Annotated in this window: 26 protein-coding genes; 9 read left to right on the top strand and 17 right to left on the bottom strand. The window is 64.3% G+C overall.

Annotated elements, in window-relative coordinates:
* Nucleotides 1-149: 149 nt before the first annotated feature.
* Nucleotides 150-1,895: a pilus assembly protein gene (locus tag GTK01_RS00465; RefSeq protein ID WP_252923764.1), complete on the bottom strand. Its 1,746-nt coding sequence runs from the start codon at nucleotides 1,893-1,895 to the stop codon at nucleotides 150-152.
* A gap of 219 nt (nucleotides 1,896-2,114) precedes the next feature.
* On the opposite strand from GTK01_RS00465, the gene GTK01_RS00460 reads away from it, so the two are divergent.
* Complete coding sequence (locus tag GTK01_RS00460; RefSeq protein WP_252923762.1) at nucleotides 2,115-3,527, top strand: amino acid carrier protein; 1,413 nt, start codon at nucleotides 2,115-2,117, stop codon at nucleotides 3,525-3,527.
* 22 nt (nucleotides 3,528-3,549) lie between these two features.
* Here the strand turns inward: GTK01_RS00460 and GTK01_RS00455 are convergent, their stop codons facing one another.
* The 4 genes from GTK01_RS00455 to GTK01_RS00440 are packed head-to-tail and all read right to left on the bottom strand — an operon-like array spanning nucleotide 3,550 to nucleotide 6,344.
* Nucleotides 3,550-4,431 carry an alpha/beta fold hydrolase gene (locus tag GTK01_RS00455; RefSeq protein WP_252923760.1) on the bottom strand — a complete coding sequence of 294 codons (882 nt, stop codon included), beginning with the start codon at nucleotides 4,429-4,431 and terminating at the stop codon, nucleotides 3,550-3,552.
* Entirely contained in the window at nucleotides 4,428-5,189 is a 762-nt protein-coding gene (locus tag GTK01_RS00450) for an alpha/beta fold hydrolase (protein ID WP_252924375.1), read from the bottom strand. The genes GTK01_RS00455 and GTK01_RS00450 overlap by 4 nt, the downstream gene beginning before the upstream one ends.
* A 14-nt stretch (nucleotides 5,190-5,203) precedes the next feature.
* Nucleotides 5,204-5,710, bottom strand: a complete 507-nt coding sequence (locus tag GTK01_RS00445) for a DUF192 domain-containing protein (RefSeq protein ID WP_252923758.1) — start codon at nucleotides 5,708-5,710, stop codon at nucleotides 5,204-5,206.
* A gap of 43 nt (nucleotides 5,711-5,753) precedes the next feature.
* Entirely contained in the window at nucleotides 5,754-6,344 is a 591-nt protein-coding gene (locus GTK01_RS00440) for a cold-shock protein (RefSeq protein ID WP_252923756.1), read from the bottom strand.
* Between the two features lie 225 nt (nucleotides 6,345-6,569).
* On the opposite strand from GTK01_RS00440, the gene gloA reads away from it, so the two are divergent.
* The gene (gene gloA, locus GTK01_RS00435; protein ID WP_252923754.1) at nucleotides 6,570-7,010 is read left to right on the top strand and encodes a lactoylglutathione lyase; all 441 of its coding nucleotides are present in this window, start codon (nucleotides 6,570-6,572) and stop codon (nucleotides 7,008-7,010) included.
* Between the two features lie 18 nt (nucleotides 7,011-7,028).
* On the opposite strand, the gene GTK01_RS00430 is transcribed toward gloA, so the two are convergent.
* Nucleotides 7,029-7,469, bottom strand: coding sequence for a hypothetical protein (locus GTK01_RS00430; protein WP_252923752.1), 441 nt, complete (start codon nucleotides 7,467-7,469; stop codon nucleotides 7,029-7,031).
* 173 nt (nucleotides 7,470-7,642) lie between these two features.
* Here GTK01_RS00430 and GTK01_RS00425 point away from each other — a divergent pair, with 173 nt between their 5' ends.
* Both GTK01_RS00425 and GTK01_RS00420 read left to right on the top strand, forming a co-directional pair.
* Nucleotides 7,643-7,816, top strand: a complete 174-nt coding sequence (locus tag GTK01_RS00425; protein WP_252923750.1) for a hypothetical protein — start codon at nucleotides 7,643-7,645, stop codon at nucleotides 7,814-7,816.
* A 64-nt stretch (nucleotides 7,817-7,880) separates the two neighbouring features.
* On the top strand, nucleotides 7,881-8,921 hold the full coding sequence (locus GTK01_RS00420; RefSeq protein ID WP_252923748.1) for a DUF1176 domain-containing protein: 1,041 nt from the start codon (nucleotides 7,881-7,883) through the stop codon (nucleotides 8,919-8,921).
* On the opposite strand, the gene GTK01_RS00415 is transcribed toward GTK01_RS00420, so the two are convergent.
* From GTK01_RS00415 to GTK01_RS00380, 8 genes are read right to left on the bottom strand one after another with little or no spacing between them, the layout of a single operon-like run.
* Nucleotides 8,922-9,338, bottom strand: coding sequence for a DUF1330 domain-containing protein (locus GTK01_RS00415; protein WP_252923746.1), 417 nt, complete (start codon nucleotides 9,336-9,338; stop codon nucleotides 8,922-8,924).
* 20 nt (nucleotides 9,339-9,358) lie between these two features.
* A complete protein-coding gene (locus GTK01_RS00410) occupies nucleotides 9,359-10,228 on the bottom strand; it encodes an alpha/beta hydrolase (RefSeq protein ID WP_252923744.1) in 870 nt (289 codons plus the stop codon).
* A complete protein-coding gene (locus GTK01_RS00405; RefSeq protein WP_252923742.1) occupies nucleotides 10,228-11,847 on the bottom strand; it encodes an NTP transferase domain-containing protein in 1,620 nt (539 codons plus the stop codon). Before GTK01_RS00405 ends, GTK01_RS00410 begins: the two co-directional genes overlap by 1 nt.
* Entirely contained in the window at nucleotides 11,844-12,548 is a 705-nt protein-coding gene (locus tag GTK01_RS00400) for an XdhC family protein (RefSeq protein ID WP_252923740.1), read from the bottom strand. Before GTK01_RS00400 ends, GTK01_RS00405 begins: the two co-directional genes overlap by 4 nt.
* A 2-nt stretch (nucleotides 12,549-12,550) precedes the next feature.
* Entirely contained in the window at nucleotides 12,551-12,886 is a 336-nt protein-coding gene (locus GTK01_RS00395) for an XdhC family protein (protein WP_252923738.1), read from the bottom strand.
* 26 nt (nucleotides 12,887-12,912) lie between these two features.
* Nucleotides 12,913-14,145: a VWA domain-containing protein gene (locus GTK01_RS00390; RefSeq protein ID WP_252923736.1), complete on the bottom strand. Its 1,233-nt coding sequence runs from the start codon at nucleotides 14,143-14,145 to the stop codon at nucleotides 12,913-12,915.
* Nucleotides 14,146-14,147: 2 nt separating this feature from the next.
* Nucleotides 14,148-15,077: a MoxR family ATPase gene (locus tag GTK01_RS00385; protein ID WP_252923734.1), complete on the bottom strand. Its 930-nt coding sequence runs from the start codon at nucleotides 15,075-15,077 to the stop codon at nucleotides 14,148-14,150.
* Between the two features lie 20 nt (nucleotides 15,078-15,097).
* Entirely contained in the window at nucleotides 15,098-15,553 is a 456-nt protein-coding gene (locus tag GTK01_RS00380; protein WP_252924374.1) for a flavin reductase, read from the bottom strand.
* A gap of 192 nt (nucleotides 15,554-15,745) precedes the next feature.
* Between GTK01_RS00380 and GTK01_RS00375 the strand changes: the two genes are divergently transcribed.
* The 4 genes from GTK01_RS00375 to purB all read left to right on the top strand — a co-directional run bounded on the left by GTK01_RS00375 (nucleotide 15,746) and on the right by purB (nucleotide 19,900).
* Complete coding sequence (locus tag GTK01_RS00375; protein ID WP_252923732.1) at nucleotides 15,746-16,774, top strand: branched-chain amino acid ABC transporter substrate-binding protein; 1,029 nt, start codon at nucleotides 15,746-15,748, stop codon at nucleotides 16,772-16,774.
* Nucleotides 16,774-17,784, top strand: a complete 1,011-nt coding sequence (locus GTK01_RS00370) for a P1 family peptidase (protein WP_252923730.1) — start codon at nucleotides 16,774-16,776, stop codon at nucleotides 17,782-17,784. The genes GTK01_RS00375 and GTK01_RS00370 overlap by 1 nt, the downstream gene beginning before the upstream one ends.
* Nucleotides 17,785-17,793: 9 nt before the next feature.
* A complete protein-coding gene (locus tag GTK01_RS00365; protein WP_252923728.1) occupies nucleotides 17,794-18,510 on the top strand; it encodes a DUF2259 domain-containing protein in 717 nt (238 codons plus the stop codon).
* 82 nt (nucleotides 18,511-18,592) lie between these two features.
* Nucleotides 18,593-19,900, top strand: coding sequence for an adenylosuccinate lyase (purB, locus tag GTK01_RS00360; RefSeq protein ID WP_252923726.1), 1,308 nt, complete (start codon nucleotides 18,593-18,595; stop codon nucleotides 19,898-19,900).
* Between the two features lie 294 nt (nucleotides 19,901-20,194).
* Here purB and GTK01_RS00355 read toward each other — a convergent pair whose 3' ends face one another.
* Nucleotides 20,195-20,998 carry a VOC family protein gene (locus GTK01_RS00355; RefSeq protein ID WP_252923724.1) on the bottom strand — a complete coding sequence of 268 codons (804 nt, stop codon included), beginning with the start codon at nucleotides 20,996-20,998 and terminating at the stop codon, nucleotides 20,195-20,197.
* 153 nt (nucleotides 20,999-21,151) lie between these two features.
* Here GTK01_RS00355 and GTK01_RS00350 point away from each other — a divergent pair, with 153 nt between their 5' ends.
* Nucleotides 21,152-21,706 carry an alpha/beta hydrolase gene (locus tag GTK01_RS00350; RefSeq protein WP_252924373.1) on the top strand — a complete coding sequence of 185 codons (555 nt, stop codon included), beginning with the start codon at nucleotides 21,152-21,154 and terminating at the stop codon, nucleotides 21,704-21,706.
* Here the strand turns inward: GTK01_RS00350 and GTK01_RS00345 are convergent.
* The gene (locus tag GTK01_RS00345; protein WP_252923722.1) at nucleotides 21,696-22,469 is read right to left on the bottom strand and encodes an aldolase/citrate lyase family protein; all 774 of its coding nucleotides are present in this window, start codon (nucleotides 22,467-22,469) and stop codon (nucleotides 21,696-21,698) included. The genes GTK01_RS00350 and GTK01_RS00345 overlap by 11 nt on opposite strands.
* Nucleotides 22,466-22,783, bottom strand: coding sequence for a DUF1476 domain-containing protein (locus GTK01_RS00340; protein WP_252923720.1), 318 nt, complete (start codon nucleotides 22,781-22,783; stop codon nucleotides 22,466-22,468). Before GTK01_RS00340 ends, GTK01_RS00345 begins: the two co-directional genes overlap by 4 nt.
* Between the last annotated feature and the right edge of the window lie 117 nt (nucleotides 22,784-22,900).

Raw genomic sequence — 22,900 nt, 5'->3', positions numbered from 1 at the left:
CCCCCAGATCAGACGATGCGTTTAACCTGATGAAATGCGTGGGAGGACGGTTCGTTCCCCGTTGTCGCCAAAGGTCTGGCAGGACGCAGAAGGGCGATGACAGGTTCGCTCGGTCAAGCAGGAGCGCATGTCGCCTCCAAGCTTTCGGCCTAGTGGGTCAAATGAAGTGCGGCAACCGCGCGACCGATATTGGCGAAGGCTGTTTCGAGCGCAGCGGTGTTGCTTGCCATGTGGAAGTTTTCCTTCTTCGTGGCACAGGTTTGGAACAGCGTCTTAACGGCATAATTCGTCGTGTTGTAGAGAACGGTGAAGACCTCGACGCCCTGGCGTTTCATCTGCGTGCACATGGAGCCGGTCCACGTGTTGAGCGTCTTTTCGGCTTCGCCCTGGCTGGTCTTGCCGTCGATGCGGCTGGCTGCATTGTTGACGCCTTTGGTGCCGAGGAAGCCATAGGAGCCGTAGTCGGACTTGTTGATGGTGTTGCTGGCGCCAAAGGAAACGTTGGTGCCGTCGGTCATGAGCACCATGAACTTCGAAACGCTGTCGCTCTCGAAGGGCGCGCCTTGCGTATAGGGTGCCTCGGGCGACAGGACGCGCCAGCCCCAGGCAAGGCCTTCGGAGATGTTGGTGCCTGAGCCGTTCCAGAACTGCATCGCGTCGATGCCCGCGCGCACCTTCGTCATGTCGGCCGTCAGCGGCACGATCGGCGTCGGGCAGGCGCGGTTGGGGCCGATGGTCAGGTTGTGGGTGTCCTTCACAGACTTCCCCGGGACGTAGTTGACCAGGCCGTCGATGCCATACTTGACGGTGGATCGCTGGACGTCGTTCCTGCCGGCATCCTCGCTGATGTCGAAATTCCTGGTCTTGTGGTCGAGCCAGGCGTTGTTGAACGCCGAGCCGTCGTTGCCGCCCTCGGTCTGGCGTGTGCGGGGCTCGCTCGGCGCGAAATACGGGACAAAGAGCGTATCGGGGTTCGCCGGGTCCGGCGCGGTCAGGTCGAAATTGTAGGGGACAGGACGTGCCTCGACGCATCCCTTCCACGTCGTCTTCGACTGGCGAAAGAGTTCGAGGTGATGCGGGTACTTCTTCACGTTCGCGCACATGGTGCGCATGTCCTTGGCGTCCTGCGAATTGCCGTTGATCGAGCAACCGGTCTTGAAATGCTCCCAGTTCGTGACGACCGCGTCGCGCTGCGCGTCGGTCAGGTCCGAGCGGCGCTGCACCGCGGTCTGCGTCTGGCGCGTGGTGCGCATCGCATCGGTGATGAAGTTCCAGCCATTGTAGACGGCCTCGCCTTTCGTATCGATCCACGCCTCGTCGTAACCCTCGCCCTTGATGTTGACGGCGGTGACGAAGGGCACGAGCGCGACCTTGACGTCCTGGCGCGGGTCGCCGTCGCTTTCCACTGCCTCCAGGAGCGCCTTCGACGCCTTCTTGAGCGCGTTGATGCCGGCTTGCCCCATCGAGCCGGTGTTGTCGAGCACCATGGCGATCTCGAGCGTCTTGGTCGAGCGGAAGGACGTGGCGGTGACGGTGACGTCGCCGCGGCCGAAACGGTTCATCAGGAAGAGCCCGACCTTGGCATCGACGCGGCCCGTCACCTCGACATAGTTCAGGCCTTCGCGCGTGGTGAGGCTGGTCTCGGCCGAAAGGATGGTCGATTCGTGCAGTTGGCTGGCGATGAAGTCGTCGAACAGGCGCTCGCGCTCTTCATCCGAGGCGTTTTCGCGCGAGGCGGCGAGGACGGCGCCGTCGGCCACGTTTTGCAGCCGGGACTTGGCGCTGACGATATTGGCCGTGTCCATGGCGAGGCCAGCGCCGGCCAGCAAGGCCGGCAAAAGCACCGCCGTCATGATACCGAAATTGCCCGCCTCGGACCGCCAGAAGTTTGCCATAGCACCACCCCGCTTTGGAGCCTACGACACTGGTCCAACAAGATTAACGGAGTGGATCGCAAGCACGGCGAATGCGCAACGGGGTTAAGCATTCGCTAATTTCCGCTGTCGCCAAAACGATGATTTGCGAATGGGCGGCCTCGACAACAGGCGCTCGTTGCCACAGTTTCGACACGAGGGCCGCTGCGCGCCCGACTCGATCAACCAAGGGGACGTGCCGTGACCGCTATCGTCGACTTCCTCAACAACATCCTGTGGAACTACGTGCTGGTCTACGGGCTTCTGGCCGTCGGCATCTATTTCACCGCGCGGCTCGGCTTCCTGCAGTTCGTCCACTTCGGCGAGATGTTCCGGGTGATCGCCAAGAGCGAAGAAACCGACAAGCATGGCATCAGCCCGTTTCAGGCGCTGACGATCAGCCTTGCCTCGCGGGTCGGCACAGGCAACATCGCTGGTGTCGCGGTCGCGCTATCGCTGGGCGGGCCGGGCGCGATCTTCTGGATGTGGATGGTGGCGCTGGTCGGCATGGCGACAGCCTATTCGGAATCCACGCTGGCGCAGCTCTACAAGATCGAAAACAGCGAAGGGCAGTATCGCGGCGGACCGGCCTTTTACATCGCTCGCGGGCTGCGCGCTCCATGGGCGGGAGCGCTTTTTTCCATCTTCCTCATCCTGTCCTTCGGTCTCGTCTTCAATGCGGTGCAGGCCAATTCGATCGCCGACGCGGTAGAAGGCGCCTTCGGGGTTCCGAAACTGTGGGTGGGGGTGATCGTCGCCGTTCTGTCGGGCATCGTCATCTTCGGCGGCATCAGGCAGATCGCGCGCGTCGCCCAGGTCATCGTACCGGTGATGGCCGGGCTTTACCTTCTGATGGCGGTCATCGTGCTGGTCATGAACTTGTCGGAAGTGCCCGGCGTCATTGCTTCCATCTTCGCCCATGCTCTCGGCCTGCAGGAAGCTGCGGGCGGCGTGACGGGCGGGATCATGGCCGCCATGCTCAACGGCGTGAAGCGTGGGCTCTTTTCCAACGAGGCCGGCATGGGCTCGGCGCCGAACATCGCAGCCGTTGCCACGCCCCAGCCGCATCATCCATCCTCGCAGGGCTTCGTTCAGGCGCTCGGCGTGTTCATCGATACCATCGTCATCTGCACGGCGACCGCGATCATGATCCTACTTTCCGACGTTTACCAGTTTGGGGGCGACGTCGAGGGCGCGACGCTGACGCAAAGCGCACTGCAGGAGCAATTCGGCGCATTCGGCCTCTACTTCGTGGCGGTCGCCATCTTCTTCTTCGCTTTCACCTCGATTATCGGCAATTACTCCTATGCCGAGAATGCGATGACCTTCTTGCGGGCCGACAATGCCGTCTCGCTTGGCATCTTGCGCTTCGCACTTCTCGGCATGGTGATCTGGGGCGCCTATGAGAGCGTGTCGACCGTCTTCAATGCCGCCGACGCGTCGATGGGGTTGATGGCGACAATCAATCTGATCGCAATCGTGCTGCTGTCGGGCACGGTCGCAAAGCTGACGCGGGACTATTTCCGGCAGCGAAAGGCCGGAAAGTCGCCACGCTTTGAGGCGAGCGAATACCCCGAACTGCTGGGCAAGATCGACAAGAACATCTGGTCGTAGGCCCCGGCCCTGCCCCGCGCGGCTAGGAGGTCGACAGAGGAGTTGCCTGTTCTTCGAAGAAGTCGATGACGGCCTGTGAGAAGACATCGTTGCGGTCGCCGGCGACCATGTGGCCAGCGCCGCCAATGTCGACATATCGGGCGTTCTTCGACTGTCCGACAAAATCGCGCGCGGCGGCCTCGTCGACCAGTTCCGACTGCATGCCGCGCACGAGCAGGATCGGCAGATCGAGATGCGGCAACCGGTCAACCACGTCGCCGAGAAGCGTTCGCGCATCGGCGTCGATGCTGGTCGGGCCGCGCATGAACGCCGGGTCCCAGTGCCAGCGGAAGCGTCCGTCCTCGCCGAGGCGAAGGTTCTTGGAAAGGCCATCGAGCGTACGCGGCCGCTTTCGGTTGGGCAGGTACGCGGCGATCATGTCCGCCGCCTCCTCGAGAGAGCCGAAGCCCTCATCCATGCGCGAGCCCATGAAGCCGATGACGCGTGCAACGCCGGCAGGGTTCATCTGCGGCACGATGTCTACGAGCACCAGCGCATCCATCAGCGGGCCTTCGCGGCACTCGGCCAGGAGCGAGGCGAGCCCGCCGAGGGAAGCGCCGACGATCGCCGGCTTTTCGCCGAACCGCCGTTCGACCGCGACGCAGAGCGCACGCACGTCGCCGGCGTAGTGAAGGAAGCTGTAATTGCCGCTTTCCACCCAGTCGCTCTCGCCGTGGCCGCGAATGTCGATCGTGATGGCACGCTTGCCGCGCTCGGCAAGGCGCATGGCGGTCTTCTGCCAAGCATGCCGGGTCTGGCCGCCGCCATGAAGCAGGATGACGGGCTGGCCACCGCCATCCCAAATCGAGCCGACGAGGCGATTGTCTTCAGTGCCGCGGAAGGAGATGGCGGCTTCGTCGATCACAGCGGATGCTCCTTTAGGAATTCCAGCGCGCGCGTCTTGAAGGTGCGATCGCCGACGGACAGCATGTGGTCTCGGCCGACGATGTCGAATGCCTCGGCATGCGGCATCAGGTCGGCAAGGCGGTGCGCATCGCCGGCGATGTCGTCGGTGGTGCCAACGGCAATGAGGGTCGGCTGTGCGATGCGGCCGACATCTTGCGGCGAAAGCTCCTGACGGGACGTCTCGATGCAGGCGGCGAGTGCGGCGCGGTCGCTCCTGGTCTGATCCGCGAATGCACGGAACATGCGGCCGCGCGGATGGCTGACATCATCCAGAGAGGGGGCCCGCAGCGCGTCGGCAATGGGGTCCCAATCGCCCACGCCCTCGACCATCCCGATGCCCAGGCCGCCGAATATGAGCGTTGCGGCGCGTTCCGGGTGCTCGAGCGCGAGAAAGGCGGAGACGCGCGCGCCCATGGAATAGCCGAACACGTGAGCACGTGCGATGCCGAGGTGATCGAGCAACGCCGCCGCGTCCGAAGCCATGGCCGAGGGCGTGTAGGCGCTCGTGTCGTAGCTCTTCGACGTTTCGCCATGGCCGCGATGGTCGAAGGCAATGGCACGGTAGCCAGCGCGTGTCAGCGTCTGCACCCAGCCAGGCTGAACCCAATTGATGCGGTGGGTTGAGGCGAAACCGTGGACAAGGAGGACCGGTTCAGCGTCGCGATCACCCTCATCCATGAAGGCAATGTCGAAACCGTCGTGATGGAAATGCTGCATCGGGCGTAAAAGAGTCAATTGCCTGCGACCCGATCGATCGTCGGATGGTTCAGGCGGGTGCCGGCGACGAGGCCGACGCGCTCGGACGTACCCCGGTTGAGTTCGAGCACGAACCGGGTCGGCTCGTCCGGCCCGATCGAGGCCGTGGAGAAGGGCTCACCCGGCAGGATGTCTATGACGCGTCCATCCTGGCCGATGAAGACGAGATCGAGCGGCGACGGCGTGTTCTGCATCCAGAAACTGACCGGCCGGGTCTGTTCGAAGACGAAGAGCATGCCGCGATCCTGCGGCAGGTCGGTGCGGAACATCAACCCGCGCGCGCGGCGCTCCGCGGTATCGGCGATCTCGATGTCGAAGGAGACCGTCTCGCCATCCACCTCGAAGGTGAGCGGCGCGGCGTCGACCGGCAATTCCATCGGGGCGCCCTGCACCACCTGCTGGGCGGCGGCATGGGGCACCGATGCCAGAGGTAGAAAGGCACAGGAGAGTGAAAGGGCAAGGGCTGCGATGCGTGCGTTCACTGATGATCCTTTGCGATTTGGGCCGTGCAGCGACGGGCTGGCGTCAATGCGCGACCGGCAAAGTCCCGATATCGGGGTGAACTTCGGCAGCCATAAGGCCCTTGTCGCCGCGACCGAAGCGCACGAGCACAACCTGGCCTGGACGCAGTTCAGTGATGCCGAAACGGCGGAGCGTTTCCATGTGAATGAAAATGTCCTCGGTGCCCTCGCCCCGCGTCAGGAATCCGAAGCCCTTGGTGCGGTTGAACCACTTGACGAGCGCGCGCTCCAGCCCGCTTTCGGGGACGACAGAGACATGGGTGCGGTCGGCCGGCTGATCGGAGGGGTGGACCGCGGTTGAACTGTCCATCGCGAGGATGCGAAACGCCTGCAGCCCGCGGTCGCCGCGGCGCACGAGACAGGTGACCCGCGCGCCTTCGAGGGCCGTGGGAAAGCCATCGCGGCGCAGGCAGGTGACGTGAATCAGGATATCGCCGAGCGCTGGATCGTCCGAAGCTATGAAACCATAGCCCTTGGCGACGTCGAACCATTTGATGGCGCCGGAGGCCTCGACATGGTCGGACGTCTCAACGTCGCTGTCGGCGCTCTTAGCGTTCGTCGCCAGACTCCCCGCTGCTGAGGCATTATCCCCCATGCCCGACCCCTTCCAAGATACGATACACTTGATTCTGGATGCGCAGGATAGCATTGGGCCTTCGGGTGGTTGCAAGGGCTGATTGTGGCTTTTTCGTCGCAACAGGCCGGAAATACTGGCGCGTCACTGTTGCCGAGCTTCGACGCGCCGGTTGCCAGCAGGCGGCGCTGATCCTATCTGTCGCATCCACGGCAAAACGGCCGCATATCTGAAAAGGATAGCGAAATGCGATACTTGCACACGATGGTCCGAGTAAAGGACGTCGACGAGGCACTCGATTTTTACTGCAACAAGCTTGGTATGCAGGAAGTGCGCAGGATTGAAAGTGAACAGGGCCGGTTCACGCTGATCTTCCTTGCCGCAGCGGAAGACGTGGAGACCGGCAAGTCGAAACAGGCGCCACTACTGGAGCTGACCTACAACTGGGACCCTGAAGACTATCAGGGCGGGCGCAATTTCGGCCATCTCGCCTTCGAGGTCGACGACATCTACGAGACCTGCCAGAGGCTTTCCGACAAGGGCGTCGTGATCAACCGCCCGCCGCGCGACGGCAACATGGCGTTCGTCAAATCGCCGGACGGAATCTCGATCGAGCTTCTGCAAAAAGGCCCGGCCAAGGAAAAGGCCGAACCCTGGGCGTCCATGCCGAACACGGGAAGCTGGTAACATCCTCGCGGACGATGGCTACTCGGCCATCGTCCTCTTCGCCGTATCGATCAGGCCGTTGGCTATGCCCATGCGCGTGGCGGCGCGCTCGCGAAGATGCGGCGCCAGCCGGTCGGGGTGGTTTTCGAAGGCGAAACGCCGACGAGCCCGGTCGAGGTCGGCGGCTGTGTGAAGGCCACCAATGCCGAGTTCGAGGGCAATCTCGTGAGGATCGGTGGACAGTTCCGGCATCAGCGTGTCGAGCGCTTCCAGAACATCCGGCGCTAAGGTCGGCTCGCCATAGGCCTTCCGCGCGATTGGCTCGAAAAGGGGCGCATTCGATGCCTGAAGGCGCTCGATCTGGTCGAGGAGGTCGCCCTGCAGCGTTGGAGTTGGCCCAAGCTCGACACGCTCCAGCGCTTCATCCGAAATCAGCTCGTCGAGCAGATCCCCGAAGCTCTTGGCGCGCGTGCCGGACATGAGGCCTCCCAGCCATTCTCGTTTATTCGCCTGACAGTAATCGTCATTTCCTAAGAAAGGTTCCCATTCGGCGCGTTCGACACGCATGGGAGACCTGCACATATTGCACTGCACAATCGTCTGTCGCGATGCCATCTTCCGGCACGGGAGGATCGCAACTTCGGAGACGATCCATGGGCATTCTGACTGAATTCTTCGCCAAGCCGCGGCCGATGCGCCCGAGCCATCAATCGCGCGGCATGCTGATCCTCAACGCCATGGGCAGCGCGGAACTGTCGGACCTCGGCATCAAGCCGGCCGACTTTCCTCACATCGCCCGCGACATGGCATCGAAGCGCAGATTCTAGACATTGCCGCCAATGAGTGGCTGACTTCGCGATCATGAAGGGACATGATTCGCGAGGTCTGCCCATGCGCAAGCTCGTCTCGATCAGCGCGGCAACTCTTTTGATGAGCAGCGCTGCGCTCGCTCAAACGGACTTCATCGACGACCGATCGTCGCCCGATGCCGTCATCCGCTCGCTCTACAATGCGATCGAGCGCGAGGAATTCGCGCGCGCCTATTCGTATTTTGCCAATCCGCCGGCCGACAGCGTCGAGGCCTACGCGAACGGCTATGCCGACACCGACACAAGCGAACTTCTGCTCGGTGTACCGGCGGAGGAAGGTGCGGCCGGCAGCGTCTACTACCGCCTGCCGCTCGTTTTGCGCTCCGTGGCGACGGACGGAACGGAGACGATCTACGCCGGATGCTACACGCTGCAGGCGCCGAACCCGGCCAATTTCGCCGACGGCTACACGCCAATGGCGATCGAGGACGGCGACCTTCGGGTAACCCACTCCGCATTCGGCCCGGAAGCATTACCGCGGCAGTGCGGCGATTTGGAATTGCCCGAAACCGATGCCGCACTGCTCGAGGCCGAGCGCGTGTTCGCTACGAGTTTCGCCAATCGCTGTGGCGGCGGGGCCATGGAAGGGGTAGCGGCCGACGAGCGCGCGCCGGACAGCTTCGAGATCGGCTATCGCTACATGCACGAGACGTCGGACGATGCGCTGCGGACGGCACGGCTCTTCCGTTTCTTCTGCAAGTCCGGCGCCTACAACATCAGCCATGTCTATCTGATGACGGACGGGGAGAGCCCGGTCGAGCCGGTGGCCTTCGCGGTGCCCGAGCTCGACATCCGCTACGAGAACGACGATCTCGAAGGCACGGTCGAGGAGATGACGCAACTCGGCATGATCACACGCACCGAACTCATCAACTCCGACTACGATCCAGACACGCAGGCGATCACCTCGTTCGAGAAGTGGCGGGGCGTCGGGGATGCCTCGGCGTCGGGACGCTGGATCTTTCGCTATGGCACGTTCTCGCTCGTCTTCTACGAGGTCGACGCGACCTATGACGGCGAGATCAACCCCGAACAGGTGATCGGGTACGGCGAGGCGCCGTGATCAACCGAAGTCGTCACCTGGGCGTCCCGGCGCCAAGCGTATGAGGCGCGACGTGAGTACGGCCGCCTGTCGATGGACCACGGCCTTCTGGTAGTCGGAATCCTTGACCATCTCCACGAAAGCCACGCCGCTTGGATATTCGGCGATGAAGCAACGGTCCCAGCGCTCGTCGGCGGGGCCGATCAGCATGAGCCTGAAATCGCCTGTCCATGCGATGCGTCCGCCCACGCGACGGAATATCGGCCCGCTTTCGCGCCCGTAGGCGCGGTAGGCCTCTTCGCCGCTGACATGGCGGCCATCCGGATATTCGGCCCGGTCCCGCAAGCGAACGAGATTGAGCATATGGATCGGCCCTTCCTCCGCCAGCCGCCGGAAATCTCCGAAGGTCTCACGCGTTGGATCGACGTAGGCTTCCATGGTCTCTCCTTTTCCAAGCATCAGCGGTGGTCGCTCATCCAGTTGATCACGTCGCACCAGTCGGTCATGCGGATGGGCGTGCCGTGGCTGCCGGTCTCGAAGCGGACGAAGCGGGCGGGATAGCCGGGCGACGCGGCACGGATGGAGCGGAAGAACGCCTCCTGCCGCTCGACCGGGAAGACGCGGTCGCGGCTGCCATGGCCGAGATAGACTGGTACGCGGGCGCGGAAGGCAGGGCTTTTCAGAAAGTTTTCGTCCCAATGGGAGCCTAGCAGGAGAAGCCCGCCGAGGCGGGTGGCCAGGTCGCCTTCCTGCGCCAGTTGCCAGCAGATCGCGCCGCCGGCGGAGCCGCAGGCGACAAAGATCGGAGCCTGCGGCGAGGCGTTCGCATAGGTCTTCAGGAGCGCAGCCACCTGCCCTGCACCGGTGGCGCCGAAATCGGCAAAGTCGGGCGAGAGGTAAAGACCGCCATTTTGCGCGGCAAGGTTCTTGATGCGGTTGAAATTGCCGCCGAAGGTGAAATCGTCTGCGCCCTGCCTGCGACTGCCACCCTGACCGTGGAGATAGGCGACGATGAAGCTTGCGCCCTGCGCCTTGCCGACCGCGACGTGCGGGATATTACCGGCCGGCGTCTGGACCGTCACGTCGCGCTGGGCGCGGCGGACGGAGAGATCGACATAGGTGGCGTGGGCGCGACGCTCGGGAATTTCGTCACGGCCGTTGATGTCACGCATTTCCTGGTAGTCGACAACGAGGCGGGCGCCGTCGTCGCTCGCCTCGATGGTGGCCGGGAGGGCGAAGAGGCGGTCCATCCTCGAGGGGGCAAGAAGTTCGGCGGCGGCTGTGGAGAGCGTTGCGGCAAGGACGGCAGCGGCAAGAAGCAAGCGCATCAGGCGCCTTCCACGATGTTGCCGCCGGCCTGGCGGACGGCTTCCTGGGTGTCGAGATCGAGGCTGGCGGCCGCGCCGAGTTCGACGTCGACAACCGGCAGGGCCGCGCATTCGACAAGGTGGCGCGCGCCGGTGTCGCCCTCGATCCGCTCGATCTGCGCGAAGAGCGCGCGGGGCAGCAGGACCGGATTGCCTCGCTTGCCGGCATCAGTTGCGCGGATGATGGCTTGTCCACCGGCGCCGGCGAAGGCTTCGAGCATGGCGTCGATGGCCTTTGCTGTGACGCCGGGCATGTCGCCGAGGACGACGAGGAGGCCGTTCACCTCCGGCGGCAATGCACGCTCGGCGGCCTTGAGCGAGGTGGAGAGGCCGTCGGCATATTCGGGGTTTTCGACCATGGCGAGGTCCAGCCCGCCCAGCGCGGAGGCGACACGGTCACGCTGATGGCCGAGGACGACGTGGGTGGCGTCGACGGATGAATTCGTCACCGCTTCAGCGACGCGGCGAATCAAGGGCTCGCCGTCGAATTCGGCGAGGAGCTTGTTTGGTCCGTGCATGCGGCTGGAGCGGCCGGCGGCGAGGATCGCGGCGTGGACGACCGGGCGCGTTGCCGCGGCGGAGGTCGTGTCGCGCGGCTGCGGCCGGACGGGGATCTCCATCAGGAGACCACCGACGCCCATGCCGGCGATGTCGTCCGCGGTAACCGGCATGCCAGCGATCAGCCGGTCGAGCACCCAGTCGAAGCCATTCGGCTTGGGGCTGCGGGCGCAGCCGGGCGCGCCGATGATGGTGCGGCCATCGAGCGAACCGAGGACGAGCAAGTTGCCCGGATCAACGGGCATTCCGGCTCGCTCGACCATGCCGCCGGCGCGGCGGATGGCGGCGGGGATGACGTCATCCCAGTCGCAGAGCGCCGAGGCGCCAAACACGAGGACCAGTTGGGTGTCGACGTCCAGATCGGAAAGGGCCTTGGCGAGCGCCAGATCATCGTGCGGAACACGAAGTTCGGTGCCTATCGTGCTGTGCGAACGGCCAAGACGGTCTGCGGTTACGCGGGCTGTCTTGTCGAGGACGCTCGGCTTGATGCCGGGCAATGTCGTCTGGACGAGCGCGACGCGGCGCGGGCGAAACGCATGAACGGCGAACGCCTGACCGCCTCGGGCGGCGTCGCTTGCGGCCCGCAGGGCGATTTCCGGCGCGGCGAAGGGGATGACCTTGACGGTCGCAACCATCTGGCCGGACTGAACAGCTTCGAAGGGGGCGAGCGTGGCGATGGTCAGCGCCGGATCGACCCGGTTGATGGCGTCGATGATCGCGCGGTCGACGGCGAAAACGCCCGCTTCGCGGGCGTGGATGTTCACCCGGCCGGTCGCCGGCTCGCGGATTTCGACGCCATCGACACTGAGGGCTACGGCAAGGCGGGCAGCGGCGTCGTTTTCCGGGACATCGCCGGTTTCGAGAACCGCCCCGATCACAGTCTCGATGCCTGCGGCGCGCAGAGAGGCGATGTCGGATGCTGTCAGGCGATGAGCCTTCTTCAGACGCAGGGCCGGAACGGAAACGGAATGCGCGAGCAGCGCGCCTTCGGCCTGATCGAGCGTCAGCGGGCCGAACTTCACGCCTGCGCTTCCATATGACGCGAGGCGCGGGTGCGCAGCGCGCCGATGATTTGGGCAAGGACCGCGACGGCGATCTCGGCGGGGCTGGCGGCCCCGATAGCAAGGCCGATCGGGGCGCTTATGCGGGCGATCTCGGTTTCGTCCAAGCCCGCAGCAATGAGGCGCTCGACCCGCTTGGCGTGCGTTTTGCGGCTTCCGAGCGCGCCGACATAGAAGCAGTTCGCGCGCAGCGCGGCTTCAAGCGGGAAGTCGTCGATCTTGGGATCGTGCGTCACGGCAGCGAGCGCGGTGAAGGCATCAAGCGGGCGGGTGGCAAGCACCGTTTCCGGCCATTCGGCGCTCAGCGCCGTGTCGGGGAAGCGCTCGGGCGTTGGGAAGGCCGTGCGGGGATCGATGATTTCGACATCGAGGCCGGCTAGACGCGCCATGGGAGCGAGTGCCTGACTGATATGGACCGCGCCGATGATGACCAGCCGCGCCGGCGGGACATGGACATTGAGGAAAAGCTGGCGGCCATCGACTTCGACGGTGCCGGACTTGCCGGAATCGAAGGCGCGGGTGAGCGCGGCGCCGAGGTCGCCGTTGCGCCGGCTTGATTCGCGGTGGATCGTCGCGGCGCCGGTTTCGAGATCGGTCGCAAGGATCACCGCCCGGCGAGCGGCGCGTTCGGCATTGGCCTGTCGGAGAAGGTCCAGATCCATGGTCAGGCGACGGGCTCGACATAGACCTTGATGCGGCCGCCGCAGGAGAGGCCTACCTGCCAGGCGGTTTCGTCCGCAACGCCAAATTCGAGCATCTTTGGCGCCCGGGAGTCGAGCACATCGATGGCTTCGCCGACCACCGCGCCCTCCACGCAGCCCCCGGAGACCGAGCCTTCGAAATTGCCTTCTGAATCGATGACGAGGTGGCTGCCGACGGGGCGCGGCGCAGAGCCCCATGTCTCAACGACGGTCGCGAGCGCGACCTTGCGGCCTTCGCCGACCCAGCGTTCGGCGAGTGCGAGCGGATCGGCTCCCTGTCCGAGGAGATCAGATGTCATCGCAGAATCCTCCAAGCTGGATATGGTCATGCGGCCCCGCCCTTGCCAAGTGCCAACCATTGACGCGGGTCGGTCGACTGGCGGCTTTTCGACGACAGCGAGGCCACGAGGTCGCTCAGCGCGTCGAGCGAATGGACGGGGCGGAATTCGTCGACATGGTCGAGCATGACACGGACGCCGCGCGCGCGCGGCTCGAAACCCTCGAAGCGCAGCAGAGGGTTCAGCCAGACCAGGCGACGACAGGATTTGTGCAGCCGGTCCATCTCGCTGGCAAGAAGGTCGGTGTTGTCGCGCTCCAGACCGTCCGTAATGAGGAGCACGACCGCGCCTTGTCCCAGCACACGACGCGACCAGAGGCGGTTGAACTCGTGCAGCGTCTCGCCGATGCGCGTGCCGCCCGACCAATCCTTGACCGCAGCGGCGGCCTCGACGAGCGCCTCGTCGGGATCGCGGTGGCGCATCTGGCGGGTGAGATTGGTCAGGCGCGTGCCAAAGACGAAGGTGTGCACGCGACTGCGCTTCTCGCTCAAGGCATGAAGAAAATGCAGGAAGATGCGGGAATACTGGCTCATGGAGCCGGAAATATCGGCCAGAACAACAAGTGGCGGATGGACGGTGCGGACGGACTTGAAGCGCGGAAGCATCAGGTCGCCACCGGTGCGCAGGGCCTGGCGCATCATCGCGCGCGGGTCGGCGCGGCCGCCGCGCTGATCCGGCCGAAAGCGCCGCGTCGTCACATGATCGGCGGGCAGCTTCAATCGGGCGATGGCGGCGCGGGCCTCGGCAAGCTCGGCGGCAGACATCTGGGCGAAATCCTTGCCTCGCAACACCTCGTTGCCTGACACCGAGAAGCGGGCATCGAACTCGACTTCAGGGATTTCCTGCTTCGTCTGGCGCTCGTTCTGCCCAAGCAAAGCTTCGGAGACGCGGCTCTCCGCCGGTTTCGGCTTCGACTTTTCGCGCATGTCCGGTGCGACGGGCGAGAACATTGCGATCATCTTTTCGATCAGCTCGCGCGAGCGCCAGTAGAGGCGGAAGGCCTCGTCGAAGGTGGCGTGATCCTCGCGCCGGTTCACCAGTACCGCGTGGAGCGTCCAGTAAAATTCTTCCCGCGTACCAATGCCGGCTGAAAGAACCGCTTCGATCGCATCCTTGACCGCTGCCGGGCCAACGCGCATCCCCGCCTTGCGCAGGGTGCGGCCGAAATAGACGATGTTGTCGGCGATCCTGCCCTCGGCCTGCCTGCGCGCCGCGTTCATGGCTATTCGGCTGCCGCCAGTTCGGACTTGACCTCGGCGAGGAGGCGACGCCCCTCGCCCTGGCCGATGCGAGCGATATCATCCTGATATTTCAACAGGACGCCGATCGTGTCGGACACGGTCTCTGGATCAAGCGCGACCTTGTCGAGTTCGGTGAGCGCACTCGCCCAGTCGATCGTCTCGGCGACACCGGGCGCCTTGAAGAGGTCCATCTGGCGCAGGCGCTGGATGAAGGCGACGACTTCGGCCGACAGGCGCTCGTTTGCTTGCGGCACCTTGCGCGCAACGATTTCCAACTCGCGCTCGGCGGTCGGATAGTCGACCCAGTGATAGAGGCAGCGGCGCTTGAGCGCGTCGTGGATTTCACGCGTGCGGTTGGTGGTGATGATGACGATCGGCGGCTCCTTGGCCTTGATCGTGCCGAGCTCGGGCACTGTGACCTGGAAGTCCGACAGGATTTCGAGAAGGAAGGCCTCGAAGGCCTCGTCGGTGCGATCGAGCTCGTCGATGAGGAAGACCGGGGCCGCGCCCTCCTCGCCCGACAGCGCGTCGAGCACCGGTCTGCGGATCAGGTATTTCTCAGAGAAGACATTGCGCTCCATCGCATCGCGCTTCACTTCGCCGGCGGCCTCCTCCATGCGGATCTCGATCATCTGCGCGGCGTAGTTCCACTCATAGACGGCGGATGAAACGTCGAGCCCTTCATAGCACTGAAGGCGGATGAGACGGCGGCCGAGCGCGGAGGCGAGCACCTTGGCAATCTCGGTCTTGCCGACGCCGGCCTCGCCTTCCAGAAAGAGCGGCCGGGCCATGCGCAGGCTCAGAAACAGGACGGTCGCGAGCGCACGATCGCCGACATAATCGGCGGATTTCAGCAGTTCCAGCGTCTCGTCGATCGAGTTCGGTACGGGACGCGGATGGGCTGTCTGCATGGGGGCTCCGGTGAAACCGATCAGGTTTCGAGGCTGTGGTAGCGGCGGTTGTGATAGATCAGCGGCGAAAGACTATCGCCGATGCGGATGCCTGTCACTTCACCGAAAAGTATGCGGTGAGTTGCGACTTCCTTGGTTTCGATGATGCGGCAATCGAACGACGTCAGCGCACCGACGAGAACCGGCGCGCCGGTCGAAACCGTTTCCCACTCGCCGAGCGCGAAACGTTCCTTCTGATCGAGGCCGGTAAAGCCGGAAAATGCATCGGCCAGCGCCCGGTGATCGGAGGACAGCGTGTTGAGCGCGAAGACACCATTCTCGGCGAAAACGTCGTTCTCAGGCTTCAAGCGGCTGAGGCACACGAGAACCGTCGGGGGCTCGTCGGACACCGAACAGCCGGCGATGATGGTCACGCCCCGCCTGCCCGCGACACCGTCGGTCGTCACGACGTGTACTGCGCCTGCAAAACGGCTCATCGCGTCACGATAGAGCGCGGATTCCACTTGTTTCCTGTCGAGCACGGCTGCCCCTTCATCGATTTTGGCGCATATAGGGCGGCATGCGTCCGAACCCAAGCGCGTGGCCTCCGAATAGCCGGTTGCGCGACCAGCTGCCACCCTTTACCTGTTGACGCAGCATTCACTGCCGGGCGGGCCGCGACCTCTCAGATGCCATACAGACCGAAACCCGCTCTCGTACTCCTTGCGCTGATGCTCGCCGGTGCGCCGGCCGCCGCGCAAACGCGCGTCGGTCTCGCCGTACCGGGCGACGACACGGCGCCGCTTCTCGAAGCGCAAATGCGCGCAGGCGCAGAACGGGCAGCGGACGACCTCGACGCCGAGCTCGTGATCGAGGCCGATTCGTGCTCAGCCGATGGCGGCGGAGCGGCCGCGCGACGCTTTGTCGAGGACGAGGTCGATGCTGTGGTGGGCTTTCTGTGCACCGAAGCGATCGAGGCAGCGCTCCCCATCCTGACCGAAGCCGACATTCCCGTCATCGCGACGGGCGTCAGAACCGACAGCCTTACCGACCGGCGCGAGCGCACCGGGTTTGAGGTGTTCCGACTTGGGCCGCGCTCCGACGGCGAGCGCGAAGCGGCCGCGCGGTACGTTGTCGAGAACTGGCGCGGATCGCTGTTCGCCATCGTCGACGATGGCACGATCTATGGCCGCGAGATCGCCGAGACGGTGCGCATCGCGGCCGAGGAATCGGGCCTCGCCCCGGTTTTCGTCGACACGTTCCGGCCGCAGCTCGAAAATCAGGTCGGCCTTGTCGGCCGGTTGCGGCGATCGGGCGCGACGCATGTCTTCGTTGGCGGCGACCGGGCGGACATCGCGATCATGGCGCGCGACGCGGCCGGGCTGGAATACGCGCTGACCATCGCCGGCGGCGAGGCCCTGCGCGCGGCGGACGGGGACGTTCCGCTTGCCGAGGGAATCGTGATGATCGCGGCGACGCAGTGGGAAGATCGGGTCGCACCGGACCCCGAGAGACCAGTGCAGGAACAGGGCTATTTCCTGCCCGTGCATGCGGCGGTGGAGATCGCTGTCGCGGCATCTGAAGACGACACGAGCATCGGCAATGGCCGCTTCGAGACGCTCATCGGGCCGGTAACATTCGACCAGAACGGCGACATGCAGGGCGAACTCTACCGCAGCTACCGTTTCGACGGATCGAACTTCGTGCCGGCGGACTGATGGCGTTCAAGGCAGGACCGCGCAATCTGATCACCGACGTGGCGGGGCTTTCCGTCGGCAATGTCCATGACGAAAAGGTGCGCTCGGGGGCCAGCGTCATTCTGTGCGAGACGCCGGCCGTCGCAAGCTATCAGGTGCTCGGTGGCGCGCCGGGGACGCGCGAGACGGATTTGCTCGAGCCGCACAATTCGGTCGAGACCGTGCACGGCATCGTTCTTTCCGGCGGGTCGGCCTTCGGGCTTGATGCGGCATCGGGCGTGCAGGCGGCCTTGCGCGAACGCGGCATCGGCTTTGAGGTGCGCGGGCAAAAGGTACCGATCGTGCCGGCAGCGATCCTGTTCGACCTTGCCAATGAAGGCGACAAGGACTGGGGGCGCTATCCGCCCTATCGCGAGCTCGGGTTCGACGCCGTGGCGGCGGCAAGCGCGGATTTTGACATCGGCAGCACGGGGGCCGGCTATGGCGCGCTGACGGCGGGGTTGAAAGGCGGGCTCGGCTCGGCATCGACCGTTCTGCCAAACGGCATCACCATCGGCGCGCTCGTGGCGGTCAACCCGACGGGGTCGGTAACGGTCGGGCGCAGCCGGCATTTCTGGGCGGCGCCGTTCGAGATCGGCGACGAGTTCGGCGGGCATGGAATGCCCTTCCCTCTGCCAGCGGACGCTCAGGACGTCCTGATCAAGTTCCGCGATCCGGTCTCGCCCGTTGCCAACACGACGATCGCAGTGATCGCGACGGACGCGGCCCTGACCAAGGCGGCGGCGAAGCGGTTTGCGATCTCGGCCCATGACGGATTTGCGCGCGCGATCTGGCCGGCGCACACGCCTTACGACGGCGACCTCGTCTTCTCGCTCGCGACGGGAGCGAATGCGGCGAAGCTCGACCCCGCATCGGAAATGGATTTCCATGCCGCTGCGGCCGCGACCATGGCGCGCGCGATCGCGCGGGGCGTTCAGGCCGCGAGCGCAAACGTGGGTGATATCATGCCCGTCTGGTCCTCCAGGAGATAGGAGACGCCCATGCGTTCGGTGATTGCCGCCCTCTCGTTGTTTGCCGCGGGGCCTGCCGCTGCCGGAGACGCCGCCGAACTCGGCATTTTGGGTTTCAGCGCGGACGGTGCCGTCTTCGCCTTCGAGGAATACGGCATCCAGGACGGCTCGGGCTTCGCCTACGCGAACCGCTACTACATCGAGACGGAGACGGACCGCTTCGTCGAGGGCACGCCGATCCGGGTGCTCTCGCAAGAGCAGGACGCCTCGATCGAGCACGCGCGGGCTGAAGCGCAGCGACGGGGCGCGGAGATCGTCAGCGAGGAAGAGCTTGCCGCGAACCGTGGCTTCACCGCCGGCGCGAACGCAGTCACCGAACACTCGGCCCAGCCGCTGGCCATGGAGGTCAACCCGCGGCCGGTTTTCCCGCCGATCGACCCGCCACTTGCGATCCGGCTCGAGGAAATCGCTTTCGAAGTGCCGGAGAACTGCACGTTCGCGGCCGAGCGGCATGTCGGCTTCCGATTGCTGAAGGTGAGCCATGAGGCCGGGGTCGCGACGGAGCTTCTGCATGAGGACGAAAGCGTTCCGGCAAGCCGCAGTTGCCCGCTCGGCTATCGGATCGGCGCGGTGCAGACTTTCTTTCCCGAGGGCGGGGCGCCCGTCTTCGTCGTGCTCATCGCCGTGCGGCGCGTGGGCTTCGAAGGACCGGACCACCGCTGGATTGCCGTCCCCGGAAAGCTTTGAATGCAAAGCTATAGAGCGTTGAGCCTTTGGACCTCGTCTGTTAGTGAGCGGGCTGAAGCCTCCCAACGTCAGGACGAGACGCATGATCCCGCGCTATTCGCGGCCCGAAATGGTCGCCATCTGGTCTCCGGAAACGAAGTTCCGCATCTGGTTCGAGATCGAGGCGCATGCCTGCGACGCACTTGCCGAAATCGGAGTCATTCCCAAGGAAGCGGCACGGAACATCTGGGCGAAAGGCGGCGCGGCGACTTTCAATGTCGAGCGGATCGACGAGATCGAGCGCGAGACCAAGCACGACGTGATCGCCTTCCTGACCCATCTGGCCGAGTTCATCGGACCGGATTCGCGGTTCGTCCACCAGGGCATGACATCATCCGACGTGCTCGACACGACGTTGAACATCCAGCTCGTGCGCGCGGCCGACCTGCTGCTTGCCGACATGGACCGGGTATTGGCAGCGCTGAAGAAGCGCGCCTTCGAGCACAAGGACGACGTTCGGATCGGCCGCAGCCACGGCATCCACGCAGAGCCGACCACGATGGGTCTCACCTTCGCGCGGTTCTATGCGGAGATGGCCCGTGGGCGCGACCGCCTCCTTGCCGCGCGGGCGGAAATTGCGACCGGCGCGATCTCGGGCGCGGTCGGAACTTTTGCCAATATCGACCCATCGGTCGAAGAGCATGTCTGCGCCAAGCTCGGGCTGAAGCCGGAGCCGATCTCGACGCAGGTCATCCCGCGTGACCGGCATGCGATGTTCTTCGCCACGCTCGGCGTCATCGCCTCTTCGATGGAGAACGTCGCGACCGAAATCCGGCACATGCAGCGCACGGAAGTCCTGGAGGCGGAGGAATTCTTCTCGCCTGGCCAGAAGGGTTCCTCGGCGATGCCGCACAAGCGCAACCCGGTGCTGACGGAGAACCTGACCGGCCTCGCGCGGCTCGTGCGCATGTCAGTGACGCCGGCGCTGGAAAACGTCACGCTCTGGCACGAGCGTGACATCAGCCATTCGAGCGTCGAACGGGGTATCGCCCCGGACACGACGATCACGCTCGACTTCGCGCTGAACCGGCTCGCTGGCGTCATCGAGAAGCTGGTCATCTATCCGCAGACCATGCTCGCAAACATGAACAAGTTCCGTGGGCTCGTGATGAGCCAGCGCGTGCTGCTTGCGCTGACGCAGGCGGGCGTCTCGCGCGAGGACTCCTACCGGCTCGTTCAGCGCAACGCGATGCGGGTGTGGGAGAAGGGGGCGGATTTCCTCGAGGAACTGCTCAACGACGCAGATGTGCGCGCCGCGCTTTCGGAAGACGACATCCGGGAAAAATTTGACCTCGGCTATCACACCAAGCATGTCGACACGATCTTCAGGCGCGTGTTCGGTGCGACCTGACGCCGCCCGCCCGGCGATTTGCTCGACAGCCATCTGACCGGACATGGTGGGCGAAATCCCGCTTGCGATATTCTCACGGCCTTGTGATCGCAATGAATCGCCGATCTATAGGAACCGAAAATCCAATGGGACATTATAGTCGCATAGCTGCAACGGCCCCCCTCACCGAAGCGGCGAGACGAGAAGACCCCCTCCAGTAAGAAGTCCGCGTTTCCCCTGGCGCGGACTTCTTCGTATTTTGGACGTGGCGCAGCACTCAAGCGACGCTGGCGAAGCTGAACGGGTGCAGGTGCCTTAAGCGGACCTGACCCGGATTTCCGTGCCCCACGGGTCGCGAAGTGTTGCAGGTGCGTGGGTGCTCGACGCCATTTCGACAAAGGCAAGCCCGGCGCGATCGGGATCGCGCATCCCTGCCCCCGCGCTTGCCCACGTGTTCGCGCCGATGTGGTGATGATAGCCGCCGGAGGCGAGAAAGACCGCCTGCGAGCCATATCTCGCCATCGTCTCGAACCCGAACTGCGAATGCCACCACTCTTCCGCCTCTTTCGGATCGCCTACCCGCAAGTGCACATGGCCGACGACGGTTGCGTTGGGCGCATCGTGCCAAACGGGCGTGGATGGGTCGAGCTCGCCGAGCAGGTTGTCGATATCGAGGCGCTCCGTCGCCATCGCGATGTCGCCGCCGCTCCTCGTCCATCGGTCCTTCGGCCGGTCAGCATAGATTTCGATGCCGTTGCCCTCGGGGTCGTTCAGATAGAGCGCCTCGCTGACGAGATGATCTGACGCCCCAGTGACCGGAATACGGTTTTCGCTGGCATGGCGAACCCAACGGGCGAGATCCTTGCGGGTGGGGAGCAGGAAGGCAGTGTGGAAGAGGCCGGCGCTGCGCGGATCGTCCGGCTTTGCGGACGGCGCGCGCTCGATCTCAAGCAACTCGCGGCCACCTGCTCCAAGCACGATGGCACCATCGCTGCGGGCGAGTTCGGCGAGTCCCAGAAGATGGCGATAGAAGGCCGAAAGCGCCTCGGCGTCGCGGGCCTTGAGCCCGACCTTGGCGATATGCGTCGGCGTGGTGGCCGAAAAGGGCAGTTCCGTCATAGTGATCTCCTTGGCGGATGTCTCCGCTGATGCCGCAAAGATCGTATGTGCCATTGTTCGATGCAATTTTGATTTCGGCGACACCTTGTTCACGCATAAAGAACAATGCCCATGAGGTTGCGCAGTGCGCCGGTGCTCGCTACATGGCGCGCCATGAAAGCCAAAGACGCCGAAATCCTCATCATCCCAGGTTACACCAATTCGGGGCCGGATCACTGGCAGACGCGTTGGGAAGAGAAACTTTCGACCGCGCGCCGGGTCGAGCAGGCCGAGTGGTCGAAACCCGTGCTGGCCGACTGGAAGGCCAATTTGATCGAGGCCGTGAATGCGGCGACCAAGCCGGTCGTGCTGGTGGCGCACTCGCTGGGTGTCGCGACCGCGGTGCAAGCAGTTCCCGAGTTTCGCAATACGGTGGCAGGCGCGTTCTTCGTCGCGCCGCCTGACGTTGCGAACCCGAACGTGCGCCCGAAGCACCTGATGACGTTTGGGCCGTACCCGCGCGATCCCCTGCCCTTCCCATCGATCACGGTGGCAAGCCGCAACGATCCGTTCTGCGCGTTCGACGTGGCGGAGGATATTGCCGGCGCGTGGGGCTCGCTGTTCATCGATGCAGGCGAATCGGGCCACATCAACGCCGAATCCGGCCACGGCCCGTGGCCGGAAGGCACGCTGACCTTCGCGAAGTTCGTCTCGAAGCTCAACCCCTGACGGTGCCCTTGGCGTCGTCGAGCAAGGCTTTCGCTCCCATCGCGATGTAACGCTGTTCGGAACCGAGTGCGATGAGCGAATACCCCATTTCCCGGTACCGGCCGGTCAATTTCGGGTCGACGATATAGATCGCAGCAAGCTTGCCCGCCGTTGTCGTTCGGCGGGCGATTTCGCCGACCGCGTCCAACATCTGCGACAAGGACGGATCGAGGACCTTGCCGTCCGTCCATGCGATCGAGAAATCGGATGGGCCGACGAAGACGCCGTCGATGCCCGGAACTGCGAGGATGCCGTCGAGCGCATCCAGAGCCTGGCGGGTCTCGATCATGGCGAAGGCGAGCGTTTCCTCATTCTGACCGCCGAGCCATGCCGACGAGTCGGACGTGTGACGGCGCGGCATCGCAAAGACCGGCCCCCAGGAGCGCGATCCGAGTGGCGGATATTTCATCGATCGGGCGAAGGCCTGCGCATCGGCGACCGAATTGACCATCGGCGCGATGACGGCCTCGGCCCCGAAGTCGAGCGCGCGGCTCGCCATGTCGAATCGCCCGACCGGGATACGGACGATCGCATGCCTTTGCGCCGAAATGACCGGGGCGAGGCCGCGCAGGACGCTGTCCTCGTGATGGCCACCATGCTGCATGTCGAGCGTGACGGCATCAAAGCCCGTGTCGGCGATGGCCTCGACCGTCAGGGAATCCGGAATGCCCGACCATGCCGTAAAGACCGTGTCGCCGGCACGAAGACGTGCAGCGAGACTCACGAAGCCTCGATCTGCCGGACGGCCGTCGCGAGCAGCTCTTCCATCGTGCGCCGGATCTGGTGGTCCGACTGCTCGACGCCGGCGGCATCGAAATCCTTGCGAATCTTGCGGAAGACGTCGTGATCGCCGGCTTCCTCGAAATCGGACGCCACCACTTCGCGTGCATAGGCTTCGGCATCGTCGCCGCTCTTGCCCAGCTTTTCGGCCGCCCAGAGCCCAAGCAGCTTGTTGCGGCGGGCCATGGCCTTGAACTTCAGTTCCTCGTCATGGGCGAACTTGCGTTCGAACCCTTCTTCGCGATCCTTCAGGCTCATCGACCAACCTCATCTTCTGCTGCGATTTCATGCCGTTGCGGCAGCTACCACAAATCAAATGGCTGCACGGCGGTCAATATGGCGGCAAGAATGGTCAGGCGAAAGGGCCAATCGGAA

The organism is Aliihoeflea sp. 40Bstr573 (assembly GCF_024105655.1).
Lineage (GTDB): Bacteria > Pseudomonadota > Alphaproteobacteria > Rhizobiales > Rhizobiaceae > Aliihoeflea.
Note: the sequence above shows the minus strand (reverse complement) of the source record. Positions and strands in the feature narration are given on the sequence as shown.

What these genes read in the sequence shown, in the direction of transcription:
- GTK01_RS00385 (WP_252923734.1), bottom strand. Translation starts at nt 15,077, where the DNA reads ATGCAGACAGCCCATCCGCGTCCCGTACCGAACTCGATCGACGAGACG.
- GTK01_RS00355 (WP_252923724.1), bottom strand. Translation starts at nt 20,998, where the DNA reads ATGACGGAACTGCCCTTTTCGGCCACCACGCCGACGCATATCGCCAAG.
- gloA (WP_252923754.1), top strand. Translation starts at nt 6,570, where the DNA reads ATGCGATACTTGCACACGATGGTCCGAGTAAAGGACGTCGACGAGGCA.
- GTK01_RS00430 (WP_252923752.1), bottom strand. Translation starts at nt 7,469, where the DNA reads ATGTCCGGCACGCGCGCCAAGAGCTTCGGGGATCTGCTCGACGAGCTG.
- GTK01_RS00375 (WP_252923732.1), top strand. Translation starts at nt 15,746, where the DNA reads ATGCCATACAGACCGAAACCCGCTCTCGTACTCCTTGCGCTGATGCTC.
- GTK01_RS00370 (WP_252923730.1), top strand. Translation starts at nt 16,774, where the DNA reads ATGGCGTTCAAGGCAGGACCGCGCAATCTGATCACCGACGTGGCGGGG.
- GTK01_RS00440 (WP_252923756.1), bottom strand. Translation starts at nt 6,344, where the DNA reads ATGGGGGATAATGCCTCAGCAGCGGGGAGTCTGGCGACGAACGCTAAG.
- GTK01_RS00395 (WP_252923738.1), bottom strand. Translation starts at nt 12,886, where the DNA reads ATGACATCTGATCTCCTCGGACAGGGAGCCGATCCGCTCGCACTCGCC.
- purB (WP_252923726.1), top strand. Translation starts at nt 18,593, where the DNA reads ATGATCCCGCGCTATTCGCGGCCCGAAATGGTCGCCATCTGGTCTCCG.
- GTK01_RS00400 (WP_252923740.1), bottom strand. Translation starts at nt 12,548, where the DNA reads ATGGATCTGGACCTTCTCCGACAGGCCAATGCCGAACGCGCCGCTCGC.
- GTK01_RS00410 (WP_252923744.1), bottom strand. Translation starts at nt 10,228, where the DNA reads ATGCGCTTGCTTCTTGCCGCTGCCGTCCTTGCCGCAACGCTCTCCACA.
- GTK01_RS00450 (WP_252924375.1), bottom strand. Translation starts at nt 5,189, where the DNA reads ATGCAGCATTTCCATCACGACGGTTTCGACATTGCCTTCATGGATGAG.
- GTK01_RS00390 (WP_252923736.1), bottom strand. Translation starts at nt 14,145, where the DNA reads ATGAACGCGGCGCGCAGGCAGGCCGAGGGCAGGATCGCCGACAACATC.
- GTK01_RS00420 (WP_252923748.1), top strand. Translation starts at nt 7,881, where the DNA reads ATGCGCAAGCTCGTCTCGATCAGCGCGGCAACTCTTTTGATGAGCAGC.
- GTK01_RS00380 (WP_252924374.1), bottom strand. Translation starts at nt 15,553, where the DNA reads ATGAGCCGTTTTGCAGGCGCAGTACACGTCGTGACGACCGACGGTGTC.
- GTK01_RS00350 (WP_252924373.1), top strand. Translation starts at nt 21,152, where the DNA reads ATGAAAGCCAAAGACGCCGAAATCCTCATCATCCCAGGTTACACCAAT.
- GTK01_RS00425 (WP_252923750.1), top strand. Translation starts at nt 7,643, where the DNA reads ATGGGCATTCTGACTGAATTCTTCGCCAAGCCGCGGCCGATGCGCCCG.
- GTK01_RS00465 (WP_252923764.1), bottom strand. Translation starts at nt 1,895, where the DNA reads ATGGCAAACTTCTGGCGGTCCGAGGCGGGCAATTTCGGTATCATGACG.
- GTK01_RS00415 (WP_252923746.1), bottom strand. Translation starts at nt 9,338, where the DNA reads ATGGAAGCCTACGTCGATCCAACGCGTGAGACCTTCGGAGATTTCCGG.
- GTK01_RS00365 (WP_252923728.1), top strand. Translation starts at nt 17,794, where the DNA reads ATGCGTTCGGTGATTGCCGCCCTCTCGTTGTTTGCCGCGGGGCCTGCC.
- GTK01_RS00340 (WP_252923720.1), bottom strand. Translation starts at nt 22,783, where the DNA reads ATGAGCCTGAAGGATCGCGAAGAAGGGTTCGAACGCAAGTTCGCCCAT.